Source organism: Streptomyces taklimakanensis (assembly GCF_009709575.1).
In the GTDB taxonomy this organism is placed as follows: Bacteria; Actinomycetota; Actinomycetes; order Streptomycetales; family Streptomycetaceae; genus Streptomyces; species Streptomyces taklimakanensis.
On the sequence record NZ_WIXO01000001.1, the window covers coordinates 3333172 to 3354607 of the forward strand.

Genomic DNA, 21436 nt, shown 5'->3' on the forward strand with positions numbered 1-21436 from the left:
CAGGACGACAAGATGGCAGGTCAACGTACCAGCGGAGGGCGGATCGTTCGGGCGACGTGGGATATCGGTTCGGCATCGGGGCCCCTGCGGCGCTCCGCTCCGGTGGCGCCCTCGTCCTCGGCGCCGGACGCGTTCGGTGCCGGGGAGAACGGAGCCGGAACCAAGGGGAGTCGATCGGTGTCCCGTCCGATGTAGACCACCCCCCGACCCGGATTGGCAGCATGACCACTCTCTCCGGCCTCTCCGATTCCTTCAGCGACGAACTGCTCGCCCTCGCCCGCCCCAACCTCGCCTGGACCGTCGAGCAGACCGACCTGTTCGACCGGCTCGTCCCGCCCGGTCCGACCCGCTGTGACCCGGACGTCCCCGAGCTGGGCCGGGCCGGCGTGGCCCTCTCCGCCCGGCTCGTCGCCCGCTTCGCCGCCGACGGCACCTGGCTGTGGGCGTGGGCCGACAGGGCCTGGGCCGACACTCCGGGCGCGGAATCCGCCCACGCGCTGCGCGCGGTCGGCGAGCGCACCGGGACACGCGAGCTGACCACGCCCCTGCTCGACCTCAACGGCTTCCCCGACCCGTGGTCGGCCGCCGACCACCTGTCGCTGGTCTGCATGGGCCTGCTCGACGGACGCGGTGTCGCGGTGGCCGCCGTGGACGGCCGGAGCCGGGCCTTCCTGGTCGTCGACGACCCCGCCGTGCCGCGTGCGAGCCCGAGGCCCGCGCGCCTGGCGCACGCGCTGCGCGCCGGCCCGGCGCTGCTGCCCGGCCCGGCGCTGAAGGCCGTGCGGGGCTGGTTCGACCGGCACGGCGTCGAGCCGCGGTACGGACCCGACACGGTGTGGGGCGTGCTGCCCGGCGGCGATCGGGTCGTGGTGCGGCTGGCGGGCGGTGCGGTCGCGTCGGTCGGGGTCGTCGGGCCGGACGGGGGCGCCCCGGCCTCCGCCTCCGCCCCCGAGCAGCGGCTGGTCGACCCCCGGCCCGACGCCCGGGCGCCCGGCCGGCCCTTCCCGGCCGAACTCCTGTCGGTCGTCGCCCGCGAGGTCGCCTTCTCGCTGCGCGAGACCCGGGGGATGGTGGAGTACGCGGGCCACCGGCTGGGCTTCGACGGCCGCGCGCCGTACTGGGAGCGCCCCTCCGACCGGCTGGTCTTCCCCGGCGGGAGCCTGCTCTGCCGTCCGCTGGGGCGCTACGACCCCGCGGAGCGCCGGTTCGAGTGGGCGCCCGACACCGAGGACGTCCGCGAGGCGCTGCGGCGCGCGGCCGGCGTGCCGCCGGAGGTCCACCTGCCCGAACTCTCCGGCGAACCGCTGGACCTGGCCCCGTACGCCGTTCCCGAGTCGGCGGCCGTGGCCCTGGCCCGCGCCGGGGCCCGTGCCGTCGGGCAGGTCTTCACCTCGCTCGGCGGTCACTTCCTGGCCGTGGCGGACGGCCGGCTGCCCCCGCCGGGCGTGACGCCCGAGGCGGCCGCCGAGGAGATCCGGGCGGGCGCGGACCTGCTTTGGGCCCTCACCCCGCCTCGGGACCGCCTCCGGGTGACGCGCGAGGCGGCCGGCGCCTACTTCGAACGGGCGGGCATGCGGGTCCGGCACCACGTCGAGCCGGACTTCGTCGGCGGTGTGGCGGGTCCGTACGAGGTGCGGGTGTTCCTCGCGCCCGACGGCACCGTCACGGACACCTCCTGGGGGATGGCGACCACGCCCCGGACGTGATCGTGCCGCCCCCCGCGGCGACCGGGGAGCGGGCCGCGCTCCGGCCGCCGCGGGATCGGTACAACCATCGCGGGGTCTCGTGAGTCTGTCGGTGGGACGTTATGTCATGTACGCACTACGAACCCCGAAGGACATCATGAGACCCGTTTCCCTCGGCCGCGCCCTGCGGCTGGGCGCCTGCGGCGCGGCGGCCGCGGGCCTGGTCGCCGTCGCCGGCGCGACCCCCGCCTTCGCGGCCGACACGCTGTGGATCAACGCGCCGTCCGAGCTGGTCCTGCCCACGGCGGCCGACGGTGGCGAGGGCGAGGGCCGGATCGCCGAGGTCGGCGTCTACCACGACATCGCCGGGTACCCCGTCACCGACGGCAGGCTGACCGTCGACGTCTCCGGCCTGGCGGGCGTGGCCCGGGTGACGTGGCCGGAGCAGTGCGAGGCCGAGGGCACCACCGCCGTCTGCGAGTTCCCCGAGGTGTCCGACGACCCCGGGGAGAGCACCGTGGACCTGGAGGTTCGCGCGGTCGAGGGCGCCCGGACCGGGGCCACCGGAGTGATCACGTACGCGGCCACGGCGAAGGGCGCCGAGTCGCCGTACCAGCCGGGGGACGTGACCACCTCGGTGACCGTCGGCGCCGGCCCGGACCTGGTGCTCGGTGGCGTGCCGCAGAAGCGGGAGGCGGAGAAGGGCACCACCACGGAGCTGCCCTTCTCGGTGGCCAACCACGGCAACGAGACCGCCGACGGCTCGATCCTGTGGATCCACGCCTCGTACGGGCTGGAGTTCGCCCAGCGCTTCGCCAACTGCGAGTACACCGAGACGGGCGGCGCCGAGTACCCGCCGGCGACCGAGGCGCTGTGCGTCATCGACCAGCCGTTGGAGCCCGGCGCGTCCTACGTCCCCGACGCGCCGCTGTCCCTGGGCGTCACCGACCACGCGCTGTACGAGCGCACCGACCTGCGCATCGAGCCGAAGACGGCGGAGACGCTGAAGCGGGCGCGCGGGAACCGCACCCTCGACCGGGGCGAGGGCGGCACGCTCCGGCTGGTCGAGCGGCCGAGCCTGAAGTCCGACGATCTCGACATGGACGACAACTACGCCGTCACCGGCATCACCGTCGACAACGAGGCCGACCTCGAACTGACCGGCGCGGAGGTCGACGGAAGGGTCGGCGAGACGGTCACCGCCCAGGTGAAGCTGCGCAACCTCGGTCCGGCGTGGATCGCCGACCTGTTCGCGGGCGAGCGGATCGTCACGGTCGACGTCCGCGTGCCGGAGGGGACCACGGCCACCGGGATCCCCGCGAACTGCTCGCCGCGGAGCCTGACCGGCGGATACGTCGAGAAGCGGATCGGCGCGCCCCGCTACGTGTGCGGTTCGTCCCGTTGGATCGCCGAGGACGGCTCCCTCTCCTTCCCGTTCGAGCTGCGGATCGACGAGGTCGTTCCGAACGCCACCGGCGAGCTGACGGTCCTGGGCGAGCACTGGGCGGAGTACGACCCGGAGGCCGGCAACAACACCGCCGTCCTCGTGGTCAACGGCGACGGTTCGGGTGACGGCTCCGACGGTGGCACCACCGGTGGCGGTGACGGCACCCAGGGCGGTGACGGCGGGACGGACGACGGGGGCACCGACGGCACCCAGGGCGGTGACGGCGGGACGGACGACGGGGACACGGCCGGTACCGGCGACGCCGCCTCGTCCACCGGTGGCTCCGGCTCCGGTTCCGACGACGGCGCTGCGGGCGGCACCCCGAACGGCGGTGCCGGGAACCTGGCGCTGACCGGTGCGGGCGGCGCCGCGCTGCTCGGCGGCCTGGCGGTCCTGGCCGTCGCGGTCGGCGGTGGCCTCGTCCTCGTCAACCGCCGGCGCGCACACGCCTGACGGCATCCGGGCGACCCCCTCGCCCGGTGACGCCCCCGGCCCCCGGACCGACCGGTGGCCGGGGGCGTCGCGCACGCGCGGCGGGCCGGCCCGCACGGCCTCTCCGGCGGCTCGGGGGCGCGGGCGCGAACGGGCTGGGTAGTATGCGGCCCACATGGTTACTGGCCGGTAGTTTCTGGCCCGCGGGACGGTTGTCGTCCGTGGCGGGCGGCCGGTCCCTCGACGGCCCGAAGGAGCTTCGATGCCCACGCTCGACCGCCTCGACGACGTCTTCGTCCTCGATCTCGGGGACACCGAGAACCGCTTCCACCCGGACTGGCTCGCCTCGGTCAACGGCTTCCTGGACAAGGTCGAGGAGGCGGAGGGCGCCCGCGCCCTGGTGACGGCGGCCACCGGCAAGTTCTTCTCCAACGGCCTCGACCTCGAATGGCTCATGGCCAACACCGACAAGGCCGGTGAGTACGCGGCGAGCGTCCAGGACCTCTTCGCCCGGGTGCTGACCATGCCGTTGATCACCGTGGCCGCCCTCCAGGGCCACACCTTCGCGGCCGGCGCGATGCTCTCCCTGGCCCACGACTTCCGCGTGATGCGCGCCGACCGGGGCTTCTGGTGCCTGCCCGAGGCCGACATCCACATCCCCTTCACCCCCGGCATGTCCGCCCTCATCCAGGCCCGACTGGCCCCCCGGACCGCGCACGAGGCCATGACCACGGCCCGCCGCTACGGTGGCACCGAGGCCCTCGCCGCCGGGATCGTGGACCGCGCGGTGGAGGAGGGCGCCGTCCGCGACACCGCGATCGAGATCGCCCGCTCCCTGAGCGCCAAGGCGAGCCCGACCCTGGGCACGATCAAGTCCCGGATGTACGGCCCGGCCGTCGAGTCGCTGCGCGCGAAGGAGATCCCGCTCGGCTTCGGTGGCTGAGCCGCGCTCCGTGTCGCCCGCCTCGCACCGGTGATCGGTGACCGGCGGCCCTCCGGAACAGGGAGGTCCGCCCCTGCCCGCGCCCCCCTGCACCCCTGCGCCCCTGCGGTCCCGGTGGTCGGGCCCCCGCCCGGCCCGACCACCGGGACCGGGCGCGTGACGGGCTCAGGGCCGAGCCAGGTAGGCGGCGAGGGCGTCGCGGCTGCGCCGGAGGTCGTCGATGCGCTCCTCCAGGTCCGCCAACTCCCGCTCCAGGACGCCCCGCAGGTCCGCGCACCAGTCGAACCCCGGCTCCTCGCCCCGGACGCACGGCAACGCCGAACGGATCACCTCGGTGGTCAGGCCCGCGTCCAACAGGGCGCGGATCTGCCGCACGGTGAGCACCGACTCCTCGCCGTACTCGCGGTAGCCGTTCGAACCGCGCTCCGGGGTGAGCAGCCCCTGCTCCTCGTAGTAGCGCAGCAGCCGCGTGCTGACCCCGGTACGCCGGGACAACTCCCCGATCAGCATCCGCCTCGTCCCTTCCGGGATTTGACCTTCACATGGATGTGAGGCCCTAACGTCGCTCCGCGGGCGGGCATTCCGCGCACGGACGTGCCCGGACCCCGCCGTCCCATCCCGTCGAACCCGCACCGTCGGAGTGACACGTGACCTCTTTCGTCTCCTCTTTCGTCGTCCACCGCAACGGCCGGCCGGCCACCGTCGAGGAGTTGGCGCCGCTCGCCTTCGCGGGCCACGCCCACCTCACCGCCATGCAGGTGCGCGGGGGCCGGATCCGCGGACTCGACCTCCACCTGGAGCGGCTGCGGTCCGCCTCGACGGAGCTGTTCGGCCGGGCCCTGCCCGACGACCGGGTGCGCTCCCACCTGCGGGCCGCCCTGGCGTCCGGTCCGGCCGACCTCTCGCTGACGGCCGTGGTGTACTCGCCCGCCGGCGAGTACACCGCGACCGGGACCGACGCGGAGCCGGAGACGTTGGTCCGCACCGGGCCGCCCGCCTTCGGCCCGGTGGGCCCGCTGACGCTGGCGGTGGTCGAGCACGAGCGGTTCCTGCCGACGGTGAAGCACGTCGGCGAATCGGCCAAGACGTACTTCCTGCGGCGCGCCGTCGAGGACGGCTTCGACGACGCCGCCTTCGTCGATCACCGGGGGCGGATCGGTGAGGCGACGATCTGGAACCTGGCCTTCTGGGACGGCTCCGCGGTGGTGTGGCCCGACGCCGCCGTGTTGGACGGGGTCACGATGGGCATCGTCCGGCGGCAACTGGACCGCCTCGGCGTCCCCCAACGCGTTCGGGAGATCACGCTCGCCGACCTGCCGGACGTGGCCGGGGCCGTGGTGATGAACTCCTGGACGCCGGGGGTGGCCGTACACCGGATCGGCTCCGTGCCGCTGCCGAAGGCGCCGGCCTTCGTGGACCTGCTCCACCGGGCCTACCGGGCCGAGCGGCCCACCGCACCGTGAGGACCGGTCGGTGTCCGAGCGGCGAGCCACCGTGCGAGGGCGGGGTCGGCTCCCCGGTCCGCCGGTGCCCCAAGGCGGCCGAGACCGACGTTGTCCCCTCCCGTGGCGGACACTAAGGTCGATCGGGTGACTGCCGGGTCGGCCATGGGCCACACACGAGTGAGGCGCCCGGCCCCGGCGTGAGCGCGAGGCGGGCCAGGGCCCCGCCGCCTTCTCCGTGTCCTCTCCTCCCGGCGCCCCGCGGGGCGCCCGTCCCAGCGACCCCGAGACCCGGAGGTACCACGGATGTCACCCGAGCAGCGGAACCGGAACGAAATCGACGCGCCGACCACCACCGTCCAGTTGAACCACACCGTCGTGTACGCCAGGGACCGGCAGCTGTCGGCCGAGTTCATCGCGGCGATCCTGGGGTTGCGGGTCGGAGCCCCGTTCGGGCCGTTCCTGCCCGTCGACCTCGGCAACGGCGTGACGCTCGACTACTACGAGAAGCGTGACGAGCCGATCCAGTCGCAGCACTACGCGTTCCTCGTGCCCGAGGAGCGGTTCGACGCCATGATCGCCCGTCTGGAGGCGGTCGGGGTCACCCACTACGCCGATCCCGACCACACCGAGCCCGGTGGGATCAACCACCTCTTCGGCGGGCGCGGTGCGTACTTCGACGACCCGGACGGCCACAACATGGAGATCATGACGCGGCCCTACGTCCGGCCGTAGCGGGGGACGGGGCGTCCTCCGGCCCCCCGGTCCCCGACCGCGACCGGGGGACGCCCCGGTCGCGGTCAGCGGGTGGGGACCTCCGCCGTCAGGTCGCGCAGCACGCGGTGGGCGGTACGGATGAAGGTGGCCCGCACGGTGGGCGTGGTGCCGGTCACCGCCGCCAGGGCGGTTCGGGCGGCCGGGCAGAAGCCGACGAACGAGGTGAAGCCCCGGGTGCCGCCGGAGTGGAACAGCAGCTCGAAGGCGCCGCCGTCGTGCGCCCGGTACGTGCGCGCCTTCCACACCAGGCACATCCGGTCCCCACCGGGAGCCACCACCCTGGGCAGGGTGACCTCGCGCAGCGCGGTGCGCAGGGTGTCGCCGAACTCCGGAGGCGGGCAGAGCAGCGCCTCCAGGTAGCGCCGCAGATCGCGGGCGCTGGAACGCAGCGCGCCCGCCCCCGGCAGGCCGGGGATGCGCCAGGGCGGGCGGGGGCGTCCGCGCAGGTGGCCGGTGGCCTGGGGGAGGGTGGGGTCGCAGGTGGTGTCGACCAGCCCCATCGGCTCCAGCACCCGGGCGGCGAGCGCGTCCTCGTAGGAGGTGCCCGCCACGGTGCCCAGCAACCGGCCCAGCAGACCGACCCCGAAGTTGGAGTAGTGGACCCGGACGCCGGGCGGGCGGCGCACGCGGGTGTGGGAGAGCGCGCGCACCAGGTGCTCGTCGGTGAAGGTCTCGTAGGGGTTGGTGTACCAGCGGGGCAGGGCCTCCAGCAGCAGCCCCGGGGGCAGCGTGGGCAGTCCGGCGGTGTGGGTGGCCAGGTGGGCGAAGGTGATCCGGTCGCCGTGCCCCTCGGGTACGGCCGCCGGCGGGAGGTGGGCGGCGACGGGGTCGTCGAGGCGGACCTCCCCGCGCGCCACCGTCTCGGCCAGCAGCAGGGCGGTGAACGTCTTGGTCACCGAGCCGAGCTCGAAGCGGGTGGCGTCGCTCGCCCCCCGGCACAGCGTCCCGGACTCGCCCCCGCGCAGCGCCACGACCGCCACCGCGGGGGCGGCCGTGGCCTCGGCGACCGTCTCCAGGGGGAGGGCGAGGGCCGTCTCCGGCGCTGTTTCCGGTGCTGTTTCCGTTTTCGGCGCCGCGTCGGGGTCGGGCGTGGGGTCCGGTCCCGGCTGGGGCGTCGCGACGGCGTTCACCGGGTTCGCCCGACGCCGGCGCGGGAGAGCGCCAGGGTGCCCGCCACGGCCGCGACGACCGTGGTGTGGTGGTGCTCCCGGAAACGCTGGGCGGTGTCGCCCTCCACCGGCTTGCCGTCCCGGGGGACCAGCCCGTCCTCGTGTTGCGTGGCGGCCAGTTCCTCCCACAGGCCCGCGTCGAAGTACGGCTCGTTCAGACAGCTCCCGACGATCATCAGCTCGGCGACGAGGTCCCACTCCTGGATCTCCCGCCACACGTCCAGCCAGACCGGCAGCCACAGCCGGAGGTACTCCTCGACGGGCTCCGGCAACTCGCCGGGGCGGCCGCCCCAGTCGGTGATGTGGAAGACGGAGTGCGTCACGCAGTAGGCCGTCATCCAGTCGATGGCCCACGGCTCGGGGGTGTTGCCGAGCCAGGTGTCGTCGGTGAGCCGTCGCCAGTCGACGTCGCCGCCGAGCCCCACCAGACGCGCGGCGTTGGCGACGGCCAACCGGCGGTTGGGGACCTGCTCGGCGGCGCGGGTGGAGGTCAGCGAGCGCAGGTGGGCGACGAGGGCGTCCATGCGCGGGTGCCGGTAGCCGGCGCGGACGAAGTGCGCGTACAGCTCCAGCGGGTCGGCCATCATCATGTAGCGGAGCTGGCGTTCGTAGAGCATGTCGCCGCCGCGCAGCTCCCACCAGGCGAAGTCCAGCAGTTCGCGGGCCGTCTCCGTCTCCTTCCGCGACGCCAGTCCCTCGCGCAGCACCAGGGAGGCGGCCAGCGCCGTCTCGCCCAGCGGCTTGTAGACGCTGTCGGGATCGGCCATCTCGGCGGTGGTGCCGGGCGGCAGCGTGCCCAGCTCGCAGTGGCGGCGCAGCCAGCCGAGCGCCCGGGTGGCCAGTCGGTGCGCCGACCGGGACACGGGCGCGGGGACCGACGCCGCGGCGGTCGTGGGGGACGTGCTCATGCGGTGGGCCCTCCCGGCCTGTCGGAGGTGTCCGGAGCGGGTGGCGGGTGCGGTGCGCCGGGGACGTCCGGCGTCTTCGGCGTGCCCGACAGGTGGCGGGCGATCTCGGTGTCCAGCGCGGTGCGGGCGCCGCTGCCGTCGTGCAGCTCGATGTGACGGACCACCGCCGCCACGTCCGTCTCGGGCCGTGCCCCCCGGTGCGAGGCGAGGGCGAGCCAGCGCGCCAGGCGGGCCGCGGTCGGGTAGTCGCGGCGCAGCATCGCCCGGGTGGTGCCCCGGGCCAGGGCGAGCGTCCGGCGGAGTGCGGCGGTCTGGACCGGGCCGTCGACGTCCGGCAGGGCCAGGGGGGAGAGCTGTGCCATGCGCGACGACCAGGCCCGCCAGGCGGTGTTCGCGCCGCTCGGATCCGCCGGGTCCGCGTCGACCGCGTCGACCGCGTCGAGGAGGGCCGTCTCGCCGGGGACGCCCAGGGCGGCCGACACCTCCTCGGGGGAGTCACCGCCGTACCGGGCGAGGAGGTGCGCGGTCGTCCGGTCGCGCCAGGCCGTCTCGGGCGTGGCGTCCGGAGCGGGCGGGAAGACCCGGAAGGACTCGGTCACGGCCTGGGCGTCGTCGGGGCCGAAGGGCGCCCCGACCAGCAGCGCGGGAGCGAACACGTCGGGCCCCAGCACCCGCACGGCGGCCAGTGCCGCCTTGGGGTCCAGGGCCCGGTCCACCTGGCGGGCCACCACCACCGCGTCCTCGGCGCCCCGTAGGGCGCCGAGGACACGGTCGGCCAGACTCTCCACCGCGGCGGCGTACTCCGTGCGCGGTGAGGCGTCCGGATTCGGCATCAGTGACCTACCTCTCTGGTTCGGTCTGTCATGCTATGCCGTTTCTTTCGTTTCCATTTGATTTGCACGGGTTTGTCGCTGTCCACGCTCCATGCCGTGCCTGTCGTTCGCCGCCGCTTCCACGGCGGCGCGGCTCACTTCTGCTTGGGCTCCTTCGGCGAGAGCAGGAGCAGCAGGAGCAGGACGCCGACGGCCTCGGGCGCCCAGACCGGGGCGTCGCTGATCGGCGCCTCGTGCGGGGTCATCAGGTCGGTGACCGCGTGGCGCTCGGCCGGAGCGGCGGGAGCGAGGGTGGTGGACTTCGTCGCGAAAGTGAGCATCGGATTCCTCCTCGATGTGATGCTCGGCTTCTTTCACCGCTCCTGGGAGCGGCTTCCGTCGTCGACGTTACGAAGGGCCCCGTGAACACGCATGTGATCGTTTGATCGCAGTTGCGAACTTCGGCCTTCTGTGCATCCGTTGGCGCGGGCCCGCTGACCGCAGGGGACACCCCACGGGCCGGTCGCCCCGCCCGATATCGGGGGACGGGACGGTCGTCCCCGAACCACCCGTTCGGCGGAGGGGGAGGGGCCGCGCGGTGTGGCGTCGCGGACCACCGGAGGTCGCGCCCGACCACGGCCGGCACCGGCCGGCACCGCGTGCGGAGCGACCGTTCCCGGGCGCCGGACCGGCGCGCGTTGACCCGAACGGAGTCCGAGCGCAGGACAGCGCGGACGGACGGCCGGAGCCTGGCTGTGTAGGGGTAGGCCCGGACGGGACGAGGGCGCCTGGCCGATCGCGATCGCGCGGCCGGTGCTCTGCTCGCAGGAGGTGCCGGATGCCGCAGGTGCGGGTGTACGTGTCCATACCGCTGCCGGTCGAGGAGGTGTTCGGGTACCTGGCCGACGGACGCAACCTGGCCGCCTGGCACTCGGGGACGATGTCGGTGCGCCCGACGGATCCGGGCGAGGGGGCCGGGCGGTCCGGCGAGGTGTACCGCTACCGCTTTCCCGGGCGCCGCCGCGAGTGCGAACTGCGGCGGGTGGTGTACGAGCCCCCGTCACGGGTGGGTTTCGCGGGACAGCGCATGTGGACGCCGCTGGGTTGCCAGGTGCCCCGGTTCGACTTTCGGCTGTGGCCGTGGGAGGGCGGCGGGTGCCGGGTGGAGGTGGGTGTGACCTGCTCGCTGGGCGGCGCGATGCTGCTGTTGTGGCCGGTGGTGGCGTGCGGTTGGCGGCGCGACCTCCCGATGGACGCGCGGGCGCTGTACGAGCGGCTGACCGGTGCGGACGAGCGGGCGGCGGAGACCCCCGTGAGCGAGGTGAGCCGGTCCGCCGGCGGTGGTCCGGCCGGCCGCGACCCGGAGCGGCCCGACGCCGGGGCGGCGGGCGCCGCCCCGGGGCCCGAGATCGGCACCGATCCGGGGTTCGGCACCGTCGAGCCCGCCTGGCGCCGTGCCGCGACCCCGTCGCCGGTCCGGCCGGCGCGCCGCTTCCGCCTCCCGGTCCTGCACGGCTGACCAGGGCGAGCCGGCCCCGCGCCCCGCCGCGACGACGGTGGGGCGCGGGGCCGGAGGGGCACGGGGACCCCGGGGCCGCAGGGCGCGGTACCCCGGCGAGCCCGCGGGGCGGAGGAACGGGGCCGTCAGCGGCTGAGCGGATCGCGGTGGAGCAGCCGCACCCGTCCCTCCACCATCGCGCCCAGCCCTTCCACCGCGCAGACGGCGGGCTGCTCGGCCACGTGCACCGGCATCCCGGTGGCCTGGCGCAGCATCGAGTCCAGCCCCGGCAGCAGCGCGCTGCCGCCGACCAGCATGATCCCCCGGTCGGCGAGGTCGGCGACCAGGTCGGGCTGGCACTGGCGCAGCACGCCGCGGATGGCGTCCACCATCGCGGTCAGCGGGGGACGGATGGCGGCGCGCACGCTCTCGGTGTCCACGCAGACCGTGCGGAACAGCCCGGTGGACACGTCCCGGCCGTACACCTCGGCCTCGGACTGCTCGGGCGGCGCGACGGAGAGCGCCAGGTGCAGGGGGTGGACGGCCTGGTGGGGGAGCATCAGTTCGTGCTGGTTGCGCAGGTGCTGGATGACGGCCCGATCGATGATCTCGCCGCCCACCGGGACCGTCTCCGCGGCGACGATCGAGCCCAGCGAGAGCACCGCGACGTGGGAGCTGGCCGCTCCGCACATCACGATCATCGTGGCCTCGGGTTCCTCGACCGGCAGCCCGGAGCCCACGGCGGCGGCGATGAGGCTGTCCACCAGTTCCACCCGCCGCGCCCCCATTCCGGTGAGCGTCTCGACGGCGGCGCGCTGGACGAGCGGCTCGGCGTCGTGCGGGACGCACACGGCGGCGCGCAGCATCGGCTTGCGCCGCCAGGCCCGGCGGATGCGGTCGCCGATCAGGGCGCGCAGCATGCGCCGGGCCATGTCGATGTCCACCACCGTTCCGTTGGAGACCGGCCGTACGACCCGGATGTGTTCGGGGGTGCGGCCGACCATCCGCTCGGCCGGGGCGCCGACCGCGATCAGGGCGCCGGAGCGGGTGTTGACGGCGACCGCGGACGGGGCGTCCACGATGACGCCGAACCGTTTGAGGTAGACCCGGGTCCTGGCCGCGCCGAGGTCGACGGCTACGGTACAGCGGCGCAGTTGCTCAAGGCTGACGGTCACAGCGGCATCTCCCCGTGGTGGCGGCGTGGTCGGACCGCCGGAGAGACGGCCCCGATCCTCATGGTGGGGGCCGTGCCACGACCCCGCGCGCTGGACTGATCCGGACGGGCGAGGAGCCGCCCGGGGCCCGTACGCGCCGAGTGCCGCGCCGCTCCGGGAAGGTGATGACCGGTCAGGCGGCGCCGGCCCGTGTGGTGGTCCGGCCGGTGCCCCCTCCGAGCTCCCCGTCCGCCCCGCTCGTCCCGTCCGACCCGTACCCGTTCCGCGGCCCGTCCCCGCCGAACTGGGTGCGGTACAGCTCCAGGTACCGGCCGCCCGCCGCCAGCAGGTCCTCGTGGGTGCCGCGCTCGATGATCCGGCCGTCCTCGACCACCAGGATCAGGTCGGCGGCCCGGATCGTGGAGAGACGGTGGGCGATCACCACGGAGGTACGGCCGCGCAGCGCCTCGGCCAGCGCCTCCTGGACGGCGGCCTCGGAGGCGGTGTCCAGATGGGCGGTGGCCTCGTCGAGGATCACCACCCTCGGCCGGGCCAGCAGCAGCCGGGCGATGGTCAGCCGCTGGCGCTCGCCGCCGGAGAGGCGGTAGCCGCGCTCCCCGACGATGGTGTCCAGGCCGTCGGGCAGGGAGGCGACCAGGCGGTCCAGCCGGGCCCGGCGCAGCGCGTCCCACAGCTCCTCCTCGCTCGCCTCCGGGCGGGCGAACAGCAGGTTGGCGCGGATCGACTCGTGGAAGAGGTGGCCGTCCTGGGTCACCATGCCGAGCGTGGCCCGCAGGGACCGGAAGGTCAACTCCCGTACGTCGACACCGCCGATCCGCACCGCGCCGCGGTCCACGTCGTACAGCCTCGGCAACAGTTGGGCGATGGTGGACTTGCCCGCGCCGGAGGAGCCGACCAGCGCCACCATCTGTCCGGGCTCGGCGCGGAAGGACACCCCGTGCAACACCTGTTCGCCGCCGCGGGAGTCGAGGACGGCGACCTCCTCCAGGGAGGCCAGGGAGACCTTCTCGGCCGACGGGTAGGAGAAGTCCACACCGTCGAACTCGACCGGGACCGGACCGTCGGGCACCTCGCGGGCGTCGGGCCGCTCCTCGATCAGGGGCTTGAGGTCCAGCACCTCGAAGACCCGCTGGAAGCTGACCAGCGCGCCCATCACCTCCACCCGGGCCCCGGCCAGCGCGGTCAGCGGGGCGTAGAGCCGGGTGAGCAGCAGGGCCAGGGCCACCACCGAGCCCGCGTCCAGGCTCCCGCGCAGCGCGAACCAACCGCCCAGCCCGTAGACGAGGGCCAGGGCCAGGGCGGAGACGGCGGTGAGGGAGGTGATGAAGACGTGCTGGACCATGGCGGTGCGCACCCCGATGTCGCGGACGCGCCGGGCCCGCGCGGCGAACTCCTCCGACTCCTCCGCCGGGCGTCCGAAGAGCTTGACCAGGGTGGCGCCGGGCGCGGAGAACCGCTCGGTCATCTGCGTCCCCATGGCCGCGTTGTGGCCGGCGGCCTCCCGGGAGAGTCGGGCCAGCCGGCGGCCCATCCGCCGCGCGGGCAGCAGGAAGACCGGCAGCAGGAGCAGGGCGAGCAGGGTGACCTGCCAGGACAGTCGTGCCATCACCGCCACCGTCAGCAGCAGCGTGACGAGGTTGCCGACCACCGAGGAGAGGGTGTTGCTGAAGGCCCGCTGGGCTCCGATGACGTCGTTGTTCAGCCGACTGACCAGCGCACCGGTGCGGGTGCGGGTGAAGAAGGCGATCGGCATCCGCTGGACGTGGTCGAAGACGGCCGTGCGCAGGCCCAGGATCAGCCCCTCGCCGATCCGGGCCGACAGCCACCGGGTCAGCAGTCCGAGCCCCGCCTCGGCCACCGCGATGGCCGCGATCGCGGCGGCCAGCCACCCGACCGTGCCGGCCGCCGCGCCGTCGACGATCGCGTCGACGACCCGGCCGGCGAGCAGCGGAGTGGCCACGGTCAGCAGCGCCGCGACCGTGCTGCACAGCAGGAAGAGCGTCAGTCGGCGTCGGTGGGGACGGGCGAAGCCCGCGATGCGGCGCAGGACGGCCCGGGAGAAGGGCGGTTGCTCCTGTGGGGCGTGACGCGCCTGGTACAGCGCGTTCCAGGCGGTGGACTCCATGCTCATCGGGGTCTCCTCGCGGTCGGGCGTCGTGGTCCGGACGGTAGTTCTTCAAGTCGACTTGAGGTCAAGCACGGTTCGGGGTCGGCGGCCGGCGCGTGTCCCCCGGCCCGCGCGGGTCCGTCGGGAACGTGAGGCCGAATCGGAGCGTTCAGCCGGTGGGACAGGGTTCCGCCGGGGGTACCCGTCGGGGGATCATTCGGGTGACCACCGACATCGACGCGGACGGGGAGCGGCGTGGCGCCGCGGTCCCGACGGCACCGGCCCCTCCGCTCCGCATCCCACCGACCATGGGCTTGCCAGGGGGAAACATGACCGCTACCGGCGCACCCGAGGGTCGGTTCCGCGAGGACCGGCTCTTCTCCGCGCTGGCCAACCCGACCCGACGCGAGGTGCTGCGGCTGCTCCGGGTGGAGGGGCCGCAGCCCGTGCAACGGCTGGCCGACCACTTCGACATGCGACGACCGAGCCTCTCGGAGCACCTGAGGGTGCTGCGGGAGGCCGGTCTGGTCAGCGAGCGTCGCCGGGGTCGGGAGAGGCACTACCGACTGGAGGCCGGACCGCTCAGCGAGGTGCGGGACTGGCTCGGTCCGTACGAACGGTTCTGGCACGACTCCCCGGGAGGGCCGGGCGATCCGGGCGGCCCGGGCGCTCCGGCGGACCGGCGGGGGGCCGGCGACGCCGGCGCGTGAGCGGCGGCGCCCGGCTCCGAGCGCGCGGTGCGCGCCCCGGAGCCGGGTGCCGCGAGGTGCGTCCGGCCGGTCGGCCGGCCGGCCGGCCGGCGCCCGAACGTGAATCCGGCGCTCGACCCGTTGTCATGACACCGTGACAGGGCGTCCTGCACGTGCATCTTCACGTGCATCCGCACGTGAACGGCGTTATGATCCGGGGAAGTCGACCGTTCCAACCCTGACCGCACCCGACCGCACCGTCCGGGAGAGTCCGATGCCCCACGCGTACAACGGCATGGCAGCCAGGGACCTCCACGGGGTCGTCTGGCAGAAGAGCAGACACAGCAACTCCCAGGGAGCCTGCGTGGAGTTCGCCAAGCTGCCCGGCGGCGACGTGGCCGTACGGAACTCGCGCTACCCGGACGGCCCCGCGCTGGTCTACACCCCGGCCGAGGTCGAGGCGATGTTGCTCGGCGCCAAGGACGGCGAGTTCGACCACCTCATACAGGACTGACGCCCGAAACCCGCTCCGGGTTCAGTCGGAAGAGCGCCCACACCACTTTTCCGGGCGCGGGTTCCTCCATGGGGCGCCACCCCCAGTCGTCGCTGAAGGACTCGACGAGGAAGAGGCCGCGCCCCGACTCGGGGGCGTCCTCGGCGAAGGCGTCCAGGAGGTCCGGCCATCCGGCGCCGTCCGGGCACACGGTCCCGTCCGGATCGAGGCCGGCGAAGTCGGGTGCCTTGGCGACCGGCGCGGCCCTGCTGGGATCGCGCACGGCGCACACCAGCCGCCCGGACCAGTGCATCAGGTGGAGCCGCACGGGGGGATCGAGGATTTCACCGGGGACCGCACCGGGCACTCCGTGCCGCAGGGCGTTGGTCACCAGCTCCGAGACCACGAGGGTCACGGTGTCGAAATGGCCGCTCAACCGCCAGTGCGACAGGACGCTGCGAGTGAACTCGCGGGCCGTCTTCACCGCCTCGTAGCGCGGCTGGAGCGCGCAGGAGGCCGATCCGGAGAGCGTTTCGGGGTCGAGCGGCGGGAAGCCATGCCATAACCGGTCGAGCACGGTCGGTCCTTCGGTCCCCATGACGAGACACTCCTGGCATTGCGGCGGTCATGGCCCTGTCGGACCCCGTCAGCGGTGGTGCTCCGTTACGCGTTCCGCTCGTTGCGCTGCGTCGGTGGATCGTGGGCAGGCGCAAGTTCCCTGATTCGGGGTGCACTTGTGCCGTTCCCATGGTTCCCAATGCTCACACCGGATGCAAGGGCAGATGCACGTGCACGCGCGACTTTCGATTGTGAGTAACCGCATGGGCACGCAACGAAGGCATTAGTGGCAGACTGCCCTTGTGCCAGGGGTGGAGAGCTGAATGCAAACAGGAGCATTTCCGGTGAAAAACGGAGTGAACGGGGCCAACGGGTCGAGTGGGTCCATGGTGCGCCGCATCCTGCTCGGTTCCCAGCTGCGGCGGCTCCGCGAGGCCCGCGGCGTCACGCGCGAGGCGGCCGGATATTCCATCCGGGCCTCCGAATCGAAGATCAGCCGCATGGAGTTGGGACGGGTGAGCTTCAAGGCGAGAGACGTGGCGGACCTGCTCACGCTGTACGGCATCACCGACGAGGCGGAGCGCGAACCGCTCCTGAGCCTCGCCCGCGAGTCCAGCGTCGCGGGCTGGTGGCACAACTACAGCGACGTGCTGCCCAACTGGTTCCAGACGTACGTCGGACTGGAGGGCGCCGCCTCCCACATCGGGGTGTACGAGGTGCAGTTCGTCTCCGGCCTGCTCCAGACGGAGGCGTACGCCAGGGCGGTCGTCACCAGCGGCCACCGCACCGGACTGTCGAAGGAGGAGGTGGACCGCCGCGTCGCCCTGCGGCTGGAGCGGCAGAAGCTGCTGCTGTCGGACCAGGCGCCGCGGTTCCGCTGCGTGCTCGACGAGGCGGCACTGCGCCGTCCGTACGGTGGCCGGGAGGTGATGGGGGCTCAGCTGGCCCATCTGGTGGAGCTCTCCGAACTGCCGCACGTCACCCTCCAGGTGATGCCGTTCGACACCGGTGGCCACCCGGCCGAGAGCGGGGCGTTCACGCTGCTGCGCTTCCCCGAGTCCGAGATCTCGGACATCGTCTACCTGGAGCACCTCACCAGCGCCCTCTACGTCGACAAGCCGGACGAGGTCGCCCAGTACGAGCACGTGCTCGACCGTCTGCTGGAGGACAGCCTCAGCCCGGAACGCACCCGCGACCTGCTGAGGGAGCTCCACCGCTCCCGTTGACGGCCCGACCTTGGCAGGGCCGGGTGCGGCTGCGGCGTCCGTGGGGAAAAGGCGATCCACCGTGGGCCGTCGAGGACGGAACCTGTCCTCGACGGCCCGTAGCGTCGTTCCCGTCGATGGGGCCAAAGGCGGCCCCACGAACCGACGGACGAGGAGTTCCCATGCCTGTTGTGGTCGCCACCGAGGCCCCCGGCGACGAGCGCGGCGCCCTGCTCGCCTACCTGGAGGCCCAGCGCGGCGGCATCCGCCGCGCCCTCCACGGACTCACCGACGAGCAGGCCCGCAGCCGACCGACCGTGAGCGCCTTCTCCCTGGCCGGGATCCTCAAGCACGTCGCGGTGGGCGAGCGCGGCGCCCTGCGCATGATGCGGGGCGAGCCGTTCGAATTCCGGCTCCAGGCGAAGGAGTGGGAGGACGGCCTGGCCGTCCGGGACGACGAGACGGTCGAGTCGCTGCTGGACCTCTACGCGCGGGTGGCGCGCGAGACCGAGGCGGCGGTGTTGGCGCTGCCCTCCCTGGACGAGACCTTCGAGGCCCCGCGGATGCCCTGGGACGAGGGCGGCCGGCGCTCCTGGCGGTGGGGCCTGCTCCACCAGATCGAGGAGACCGCGCGGCACGCGGGCCACGCGGACGTCATCCGCGAGACGATCGACGGCAAGGGGGCCTTCGACCTGGTCTTCGAGACGGGCGCGATGCCCGAGCCGGACTGGTCCTCGACGATGTGACCACCGCCCCGCCCGGCCCTTCCCCGGTGCCGGGCGCGAGCCCCCGCCGCCGCCCGTCTACGCTGGTCGGCGGCGGGGGAAGGCCGTGGCGGAGCCCGGAAGGGGAACGATGTCGGCGATCCGGCTGCTGGTACTGGGCGCGGTGCGTCAGCACGGGCGGGCCCACGGCTACCAGGTCCGCAACGACCTGGAGTTCTGGGGCGCCCACGAATGGTCCAACGCCAAGCCGGGGTCGATCTACCACGCCCTCAAGCAGATGGCCCGGCAGGGCCTACTGGTCGCCCACGAGACGGCCCCCAGCACGGCCGGCGGCCCGCCGCGCACGGAGTACGAACTGACGGACGCGGGAGAGGCGGAGTACCACAGGCTGCTGCGCTGGGCGCTCCTGGCGCACGACGAGAAGCCGGACGTCCTGACAGCCGGGGTCGGCTTCATCGTGGACCTGCCCCGCCCGGAGGCGATCGACCTGCTCAGGCGGCGGGTGGCGGCCCTGGAGGAGTGGGCCGACGAGGTCGAGCGGCACTGGACCCCGCGGGGCGCCCCGGAGGAGTGGGGGCACATCGGCGAGGTCATGGGGTTGTGGGTGCACACCGCCACCAGCGGCGCCGAGTGGACCCGCGGGCTGATCGAGCGCCTGGAGGGGGGCGCGTACGTGATGGCGGGCGAGGGCGAGCGCTCGATCGAGGTGCTGCCCGAGGGCGCCCCCGGCCCGTCCGCCGCGAGGCCCGCGCCCGGACCGTCCGCGGAGCCGGGCGGGAAGTGAGCGCAGGGGCCCCGGAACGCCCCGGGACGGGGCCGTCCCACAGCTGAAGCGCATCTCACACCGGACGAGTCGCCCAAGGCCCTCCCCGGGGGGTCGCCGAGCCCTATCCTCACTGACGGGAACGGACATTTCCCACCAGCGTTCGGGAACTTCCCTGTCTTGGACGAGACGGCCGGAGGAGTGAGGAGCAGACGGACTTGGCCCCGGAGACCACCAGGAACAGCACGGTGACCGAGAAAGGTCGCCCCCAGGAGCGCGGACACCCGGTGGAGGAGACCGGAGTCCGCAGCGCCTTCGCCCCGCCCTCCGGCGTTCCGCTGCCGTCCTCGCAGACCGAGGACGAACACCCCACGTCCGAGTTCGCCCTGCCCGAAGGGCTGAGCGCCCCCCCGGCGCCCGTCGAGGACGAGTACCCCACCTCGGAGTTCGCCCTGCCCGAGGGCGTGCGCAAGCCCGCGCACCCCGAGCCCGGTTCCGCCTTCACCCCGCCCGACGGCATCCCGGTGCTCGGCAACCTGGTGCGGCCGGGCGCGCCCTGGCAGGACCGGATGCGCACCATGGTCCGGCTGCCGCTGGGCGAGCGTCCCGTGCCCGAGCGTCCCCGGCGCACCGACGAGGAGGACGGCGAGAACGGACCGTCCGCGCCGCGCGTCCTCGACCTGACGCTGCGCATCGGCGAGTTGCTGCTCGCCGGTGGCGAGGGCGCCGAGGACGTCGAGGCGGCGATGTTCGGCGTGGCGCACGCCTACGGACTGGACCGCTGCGAGCCCACGGTCACCTTCACCCTGCTGTCGATCACCTACCAGCCCTCGCTGGTGGACGACCCCATCACGCTGAGCCGGACCGTGCGGCGCCGCGGCACCGACTACAACCGGCTGGCCGCGGTCTTCCGCCTGGTCGTCGACATCACCGACGGCGACGTCACGCTGGAGGAGGCGTACGGCCGCCTCGCCGAGATACGCCGCAACCGTCACCCGTACTCCAAGGGCACCCTCACCGTCGCCAGTGGTCTGCTGGCCGGGGCGGCCTCCACCCTGGTCGGCGGCGGGTGGCTGGTGTTCTTCCTGGCGGCGGCCGGCGCGATGCTCGGCGACCGGCTCGCCTGGTTCTCCTCCAAGCGCGGGCTGCCGGAGTTCTACCAGTTCGTGGTGGCGGCGATGCCGCCCGCGATGTTCGGGGCGGCGGTCGAGTTGTTCGCCGACGACTTCGGTGTGCAGCTCAGGGCCTCCGCGGTCGTCACCGGCGGACTGTTCCCGCTGATCCCCGGTAGAGCCCTGGTGGCGGCCGTCCACGACGGGCTGACCGGCTTCTACATCACCGCCTCGGCCCGGCTGCTGGAGGTCGTCTACCTGGTCGTCGGCATCGTGTGCGGCGTGCTGCTGGTGGTCTACGTGGCCGCCGAGATGGGGGCGGGCTTCGTCCCCGACGGACTGGACACCAGGACGCGGCCGGCCGTCCAGCTCCTGGCGGCGATGCTGCTGACCCTGGCCTTCTGCGTGCTGCTCCAGCAGGAGCGCGCCACGGTGCTGCTGGCCACCCTCAACGGCGGTGTCGCCTGGCTGGTGTACGGCGCGATGGCCGACGTCGGAGGGGCCGAGCCGGTCGCGGCGACCGCGGCGGCCGCCGGCCTGGTGGGCCTGTTCGGGCAGTTGATGTCGCGTTACCGGTTCGTCTCGGCGCTGCCGTACGTCACGGCGGCGATCGGCCCGCTGCTGCCCGGTAGCGCCATCTACTTCGGTCTGATCGGCATCGCCCAGGGCCACATGAACCAGGGGCTGGGGAACCTCTCCAAGGCCGCGGCGCTGGCGCTGGCCATCGCCATCGGCGTCAACCTCGGGAACGAGCTGGCGCGCCTGTTCATCACGGCGCCGGGCCGGCAGACCCCGCTGCCGGGCCGCCGGGCGGCCAAGCGCACCCGCGGCTTCTGACGGGAGCCCCGGAAGGACACCGATCCACCGGTGCCCCGGACCGCACGGAGCGTGCGGGCCGGGGCACCGGTGGATCGGTGGGCGGGCCGGTCGGCCCGGCGGCTCAGTGACTGCCGCCCGACGCCTCCAGACGCTTGATCGACGCCTCGACCTCGGCCTCGGCCTCGGCGCGGCCGACCCAGTCGGCGCCCTCGACGGACTTGCCGGGCTCCAGGTCCTTGTAGACCTCGAAGAAGTGCTGGATCTCCAGCCGGTCGAACTCGCTCACGTGGTGGATGTCGCGCAGGTGCTCCACGCGCGGGTCGGACGCGGGCACGCACAGCAGCTTGTCGTCGCCGCCGGCCTCGTCCGTCATGCGGAACATGCCGATCGCTCGGCACCTGATGATGCAGCCCGGGAAGGTCGGCTCCTCCAGCAGCACCAGCGCGTCCAGAGGGTCTCCGTCCTCACCCAGGGTGTTGTCGACGAAGCCGTAGTCGGCCGGGTACACGGTGGAGGTGAACAGGTGGCGGTCGAGTCGGATGCGACCGGTCTCGTGGTCCACCTCGTACTTGTTCCGCGAGCCCTTCGGGATCTCGATGACGACGTCGAACTCCAAGGGAGACTCCTCCGTATGCTTCAGCACTCGTCAGTGGCCCGGGGGATTCCCCCGGAGAGCG

The 21436-nt window shown here is 73.7% G+C and carries 21 protein-coding genes; 12 read left to right on the forward strand and 9 right to left on the reverse strand.

What is annotated here, in order from left to right; genetic code table 11:
• Window positions 1–221 precede the first annotated feature (221 nt).
• The 3 genes from F0L17_RS14765 to F0L17_RS14775 all read left to right on the forward strand — a co-directional run bounded on the left by F0L17_RS14765 (window position 222) and on the right by F0L17_RS14775 (window position 4507).
• Entirely contained in the window at window positions 222–1706 is a 1485-nt protein-coding gene (locus F0L17_RS14765; protein WP_155071447.1) for a DUF6882 domain-containing protein, read from the forward strand.
• A 136-nt stretch (window positions 1707–1842) separates the two neighbouring features.
• The gene (locus F0L17_RS14770; RefSeq protein ID WP_155071448.1) at window positions 1843–3585 is read left to right on the forward strand and encodes a hypothetical protein; all 1743 of its coding nucleotides are present in this window, start codon (window positions 1843–1845) and stop codon (window positions 3583–3585) included.
• Window positions 3586–3826: 241 nt separating this feature from the next.
• On the forward strand, window positions 3827–4507 hold the full coding sequence (locus F0L17_RS14775; RefSeq protein ID WP_155071449.1) for an enoyl-CoA hydratase-related protein: 681 nt from the start codon (window positions 3827–3829) through the stop codon (window positions 4505–4507).
• A gap of 165 nt (window positions 4508–4672) precedes the next feature.
• Here the strand turns inward: F0L17_RS14775 and F0L17_RS14780 are convergent, their stop codons facing one another.
• Window positions 4673–5017: a MerR family transcriptional regulator gene (locus tag F0L17_RS14780; protein ID WP_155071450.1), complete on the reverse strand. Its 345-nt coding sequence runs from the start codon at window positions 5015–5017 to the stop codon at window positions 4673–4675.
• Window positions 5018–5154: 137 nt separating this feature from the next.
• Here F0L17_RS14780 and F0L17_RS14785 point away from each other — a divergent pair, with 137 nt between their 5' ends.
• Together F0L17_RS14785 and F0L17_RS14790 are read left to right on the forward strand one after the other, a co-directional pair.
• A complete protein-coding gene (locus tag F0L17_RS14785; protein ID WP_338018089.1) occupies window positions 5155–5970 on the forward strand; it encodes an aminotransferase class IV family protein in 816 nt (271 codons plus the stop codon).
• A 285-nt stretch (window positions 5971–6255) separates the two neighbouring features.
• A complete protein-coding gene (locus F0L17_RS14790) occupies window positions 6256–6684 on the forward strand; it encodes a VOC family protein (RefSeq protein ID WP_155071451.1) in 429 nt (142 codons plus the stop codon).
• 65 nt (window positions 6685–6749) lie between these two features.
• Here F0L17_RS14790 and F0L17_RS14795 read toward each other — a convergent pair whose 3' ends face one another.
• From F0L17_RS14795 to F0L17_RS14810, 4 genes are all read right to left on the reverse strand, one after another.
• Window positions 6750–7856 carry a serine hydrolase domain-containing protein gene (locus F0L17_RS14795; protein ID WP_338018090.1) on the reverse strand — a complete coding sequence of 369 codons (1107 nt, stop codon included), beginning with the start codon at window positions 7854–7856 and terminating at the stop codon, window positions 6750–6752.
• Window positions 7853–8803, reverse strand: coding sequence for a DUF6895 family protein (locus tag F0L17_RS14800; protein WP_155071452.1), 951 nt, complete (start codon window positions 8801–8803; stop codon window positions 7853–7855). Before F0L17_RS14800 ends, F0L17_RS14795 begins: the two co-directional genes overlap by 4 nt.
• Complete coding sequence (locus F0L17_RS14805) at window positions 8800–9636, reverse strand: hypothetical protein (RefSeq protein ID WP_202917882.1); 837 nt, start codon at window positions 9634–9636, stop codon at window positions 8800–8802. Before F0L17_RS14805 ends, F0L17_RS14800 begins: the two co-directional genes overlap by 4 nt.
• Window positions 9637–9770: 134 nt before the next feature.
• The gene (locus tag F0L17_RS14810; protein WP_155071453.1) at window positions 9771–9956 is read right to left on the reverse strand and encodes a hypothetical protein; all 186 of its coding nucleotides are present in this window, start codon (window positions 9954–9956) and stop codon (window positions 9771–9773) included.
• Window positions 9957–10453: 497 nt separating this feature from the next.
• On the opposite strand from F0L17_RS14810, the gene F0L17_RS14815 reads away from it, so the two are divergent.
• Entirely contained in the window at window positions 10454–11134 is a 681-nt protein-coding gene (locus F0L17_RS14815) for an SRPBCC family protein (RefSeq protein ID WP_155071454.1), read from the forward strand.
• A gap of 125 nt (window positions 11135–11259) precedes the next feature.
• Here F0L17_RS14815 and mreB read toward each other — a convergent pair whose 3' ends face one another.
• Window positions 11260–12288 carry a rod shape-determining protein MreB gene (gene mreB / locus F0L17_RS14820; RefSeq protein WP_162466210.1) on the reverse strand — a complete coding sequence of 343 codons (1029 nt, stop codon included), beginning with the start codon at window positions 12286–12288 and terminating at the stop codon, window positions 11260–11262.
• A gap of 172 nt (window positions 12289–12460) precedes the next feature.
• Window positions 12461–14419, reverse strand: coding sequence for an ABC transporter ATP-binding protein (locus F0L17_RS14825; RefSeq protein WP_155071455.1), 1959 nt, complete (start codon window positions 14417–14419; stop codon window positions 12461–12463).
• A gap of 305 nt (window positions 14420–14724) precedes the next feature.
• On the opposite strand from F0L17_RS14825, the gene F0L17_RS14830 reads away from it, so the two are divergent.
• Both F0L17_RS14830 and F0L17_RS14835 read left to right on the forward strand, forming a co-directional pair.
• Window positions 14725–15105: a metalloregulator ArsR/SmtB family transcription factor gene (locus F0L17_RS14830; protein WP_155071456.1), complete on the forward strand. Its 381-nt coding sequence runs from the start codon at window positions 14725–14727 to the stop codon at window positions 15103–15105.
• 253 nt (window positions 15106–15358) lie between these two features.
• Entirely contained in the window at window positions 15359–15598 is a 240-nt protein-coding gene (locus F0L17_RS14835; RefSeq protein WP_155071457.1) for a DUF397 domain-containing protein, read from the forward strand.
• Here F0L17_RS14835 and F0L17_RS14840 read toward each other — a convergent pair.
• A complete protein-coding gene (locus F0L17_RS14840) occupies window positions 15585–16175 on the reverse strand; it encodes an ATP-binding protein (RefSeq protein WP_155071458.1) in 591 nt (196 codons plus the stop codon). The genes F0L17_RS14835 and F0L17_RS14840 overlap by 14 nt on opposite strands.
• Before the next feature lie 346 nt (window positions 16176–16521).
• Here F0L17_RS14840 and F0L17_RS14845 point away from each other — a divergent pair, with 346 nt between their 5' ends.
• The 4 genes from F0L17_RS14845 (at window position 16522) to F0L17_RS14860 (ending at window position 20777) form a co-directional block, all read left to right on the forward strand.
• Window positions 16522–17361 (forward strand): helix-turn-helix domain-containing protein, encoded by an 840-nt coding sequence (locus F0L17_RS14845; RefSeq protein WP_202917883.1) that lies wholly within the window; start codon window positions 16522–16524, stop codon window positions 17359–17361.
• 161 nt (window positions 17362–17522) lie between these two features.
• A complete protein-coding gene (locus F0L17_RS14850; RefSeq protein WP_155071460.1) occupies window positions 17523–18086 on the forward strand; it encodes a DinB family protein in 564 nt (187 codons plus the stop codon).
• A 109-nt stretch (window positions 18087–18195) separates the two neighbouring features.
• Window positions 18196–18849 (forward strand): PadR family transcriptional regulator, encoded by a 654-nt coding sequence (locus tag F0L17_RS14855; RefSeq protein ID WP_155071461.1) that lies wholly within the window; start codon window positions 18196–18198, stop codon window positions 18847–18849.
• Between the two features lie 227 nt (window positions 18850–19076).
• The gene (locus F0L17_RS14860) at window positions 19077–20777 is read left to right on the forward strand and encodes a threonine/serine exporter family protein (protein ID WP_162466211.1); all 1701 of its coding nucleotides are present in this window, start codon (window positions 19077–19079) and stop codon (window positions 20775–20777) included.
• 103 nt (window positions 20778–20880) lie between these two features.
• Here F0L17_RS14860 and F0L17_RS14865 read toward each other — a convergent pair whose 3' ends face one another.
• Complete coding sequence (locus F0L17_RS14865; RefSeq protein WP_155071463.1) at window positions 20881–21375, reverse strand: inorganic diphosphatase; 495 nt, start codon at window positions 21373–21375, stop codon at window positions 20881–20883.
• Window positions 21376–21436 lie beyond the last annotated feature (61 nt).

What these genes read in the sequence shown, in the direction of transcription:
- F0L17_RS14790 (WP_155071451.1), top strand. Translation starts at nt 6,256, where the DNA reads ATGTCACCCGAGCAGCGGAACCGGAACGAAATCGACGCGCCGACCACC.
- F0L17_RS14780 (WP_155071450.1), bottom strand. Translation starts at nt 5,017, where the DNA reads ATGCTGATCGGGGAGTTGTCCCGGCGTACCGGGGTCAGCACGCGGCTG.
- F0L17_RS14770 (WP_155071448.1), top strand. Translation starts at nt 1,843, where the DNA reads ATGAGACCCGTTTCCCTCGGCCGCGCCCTGCGGCTGGGCGCCTGCGGC.
- F0L17_RS14830 (WP_155071456.1), top strand. Translation starts at nt 14,725, where the DNA reads ATGACCGCTACCGGCGCACCCGAGGGTCGGTTCCGCGAGGACCGGCTC.
- F0L17_RS14765 (WP_155071447.1), top strand. Translation starts at nt 222, where the DNA reads ATGACCACTCTCTCCGGCCTCTCCGATTCCTTCAGCGACGAACTGCTC.
- F0L17_RS14805 (WP_202917882.1), bottom strand. Translation starts at nt 9,636, where the DNA reads ATGCCGAATCCGGACGCCTCACCGCGCACGGAGTACGCCGCCGCGGTG.
- F0L17_RS14845 (WP_202917883.1), top strand. Translation starts at nt 16,522, where the DNA reads ATGGTGCGCCGCATCCTGCTCGGTTCCCAGCTGCGGCGGCTCCGCGAG.
- F0L17_RS14825 (WP_155071455.1), bottom strand. Translation starts at nt 14,419, where the DNA reads ATGAGCATGGAGTCCACCGCCTGGAACGCGCTGTACCAGGCGCGTCAC.
- F0L17_RS14840 (WP_155071458.1), bottom strand. Translation starts at nt 16,175, where the DNA reads ATGGGGACCGAAGGACCGACCGTGCTCGACCGGTTATGGCATGGCTTC.
- F0L17_RS14810 (WP_155071453.1), bottom strand. Translation starts at nt 9,956, where the DNA reads ATGCTCACTTTCGCGACGAAGTCCACCACCCTCGCTCCCGCCGCTCCG.
- F0L17_RS14835 (WP_155071457.1), top strand. Translation starts at nt 15,359, where the DNA reads ATGCCCCACGCGTACAACGGCATGGCAGCCAGGGACCTCCACGGGGTC.
- F0L17_RS14800 (WP_155071452.1), bottom strand. Translation starts at nt 8,803, where the DNA reads ATGAGCACGTCCCCCACGACCGCCGCGGCGTCGGTCCCCGCGCCCGTG.
- F0L17_RS14815 (WP_155071454.1), top strand. Translation starts at nt 10,454, where the DNA reads ATGCCGCAGGTGCGGGTGTACGTGTCCATACCGCTGCCGGTCGAGGAG.
- F0L17_RS14775 (WP_155071449.1), top strand. Translation starts at nt 3,827, where the DNA reads ATGCCCACGCTCGACCGCCTCGACGACGTCTTCGTCCTCGATCTCGGG.
- F0L17_RS14850 (WP_155071460.1), top strand. Translation starts at nt 17,523, where the DNA reads ATGCCTGTTGTGGTCGCCACCGAGGCCCCCGGCGACGAGCGCGGCGCC.
- F0L17_RS14855 (WP_155071461.1), top strand. Translation starts at nt 18,196, where the DNA reads ATGTCGGCGATCCGGCTGCTGGTACTGGGCGCGGTGCGTCAGCACGGG.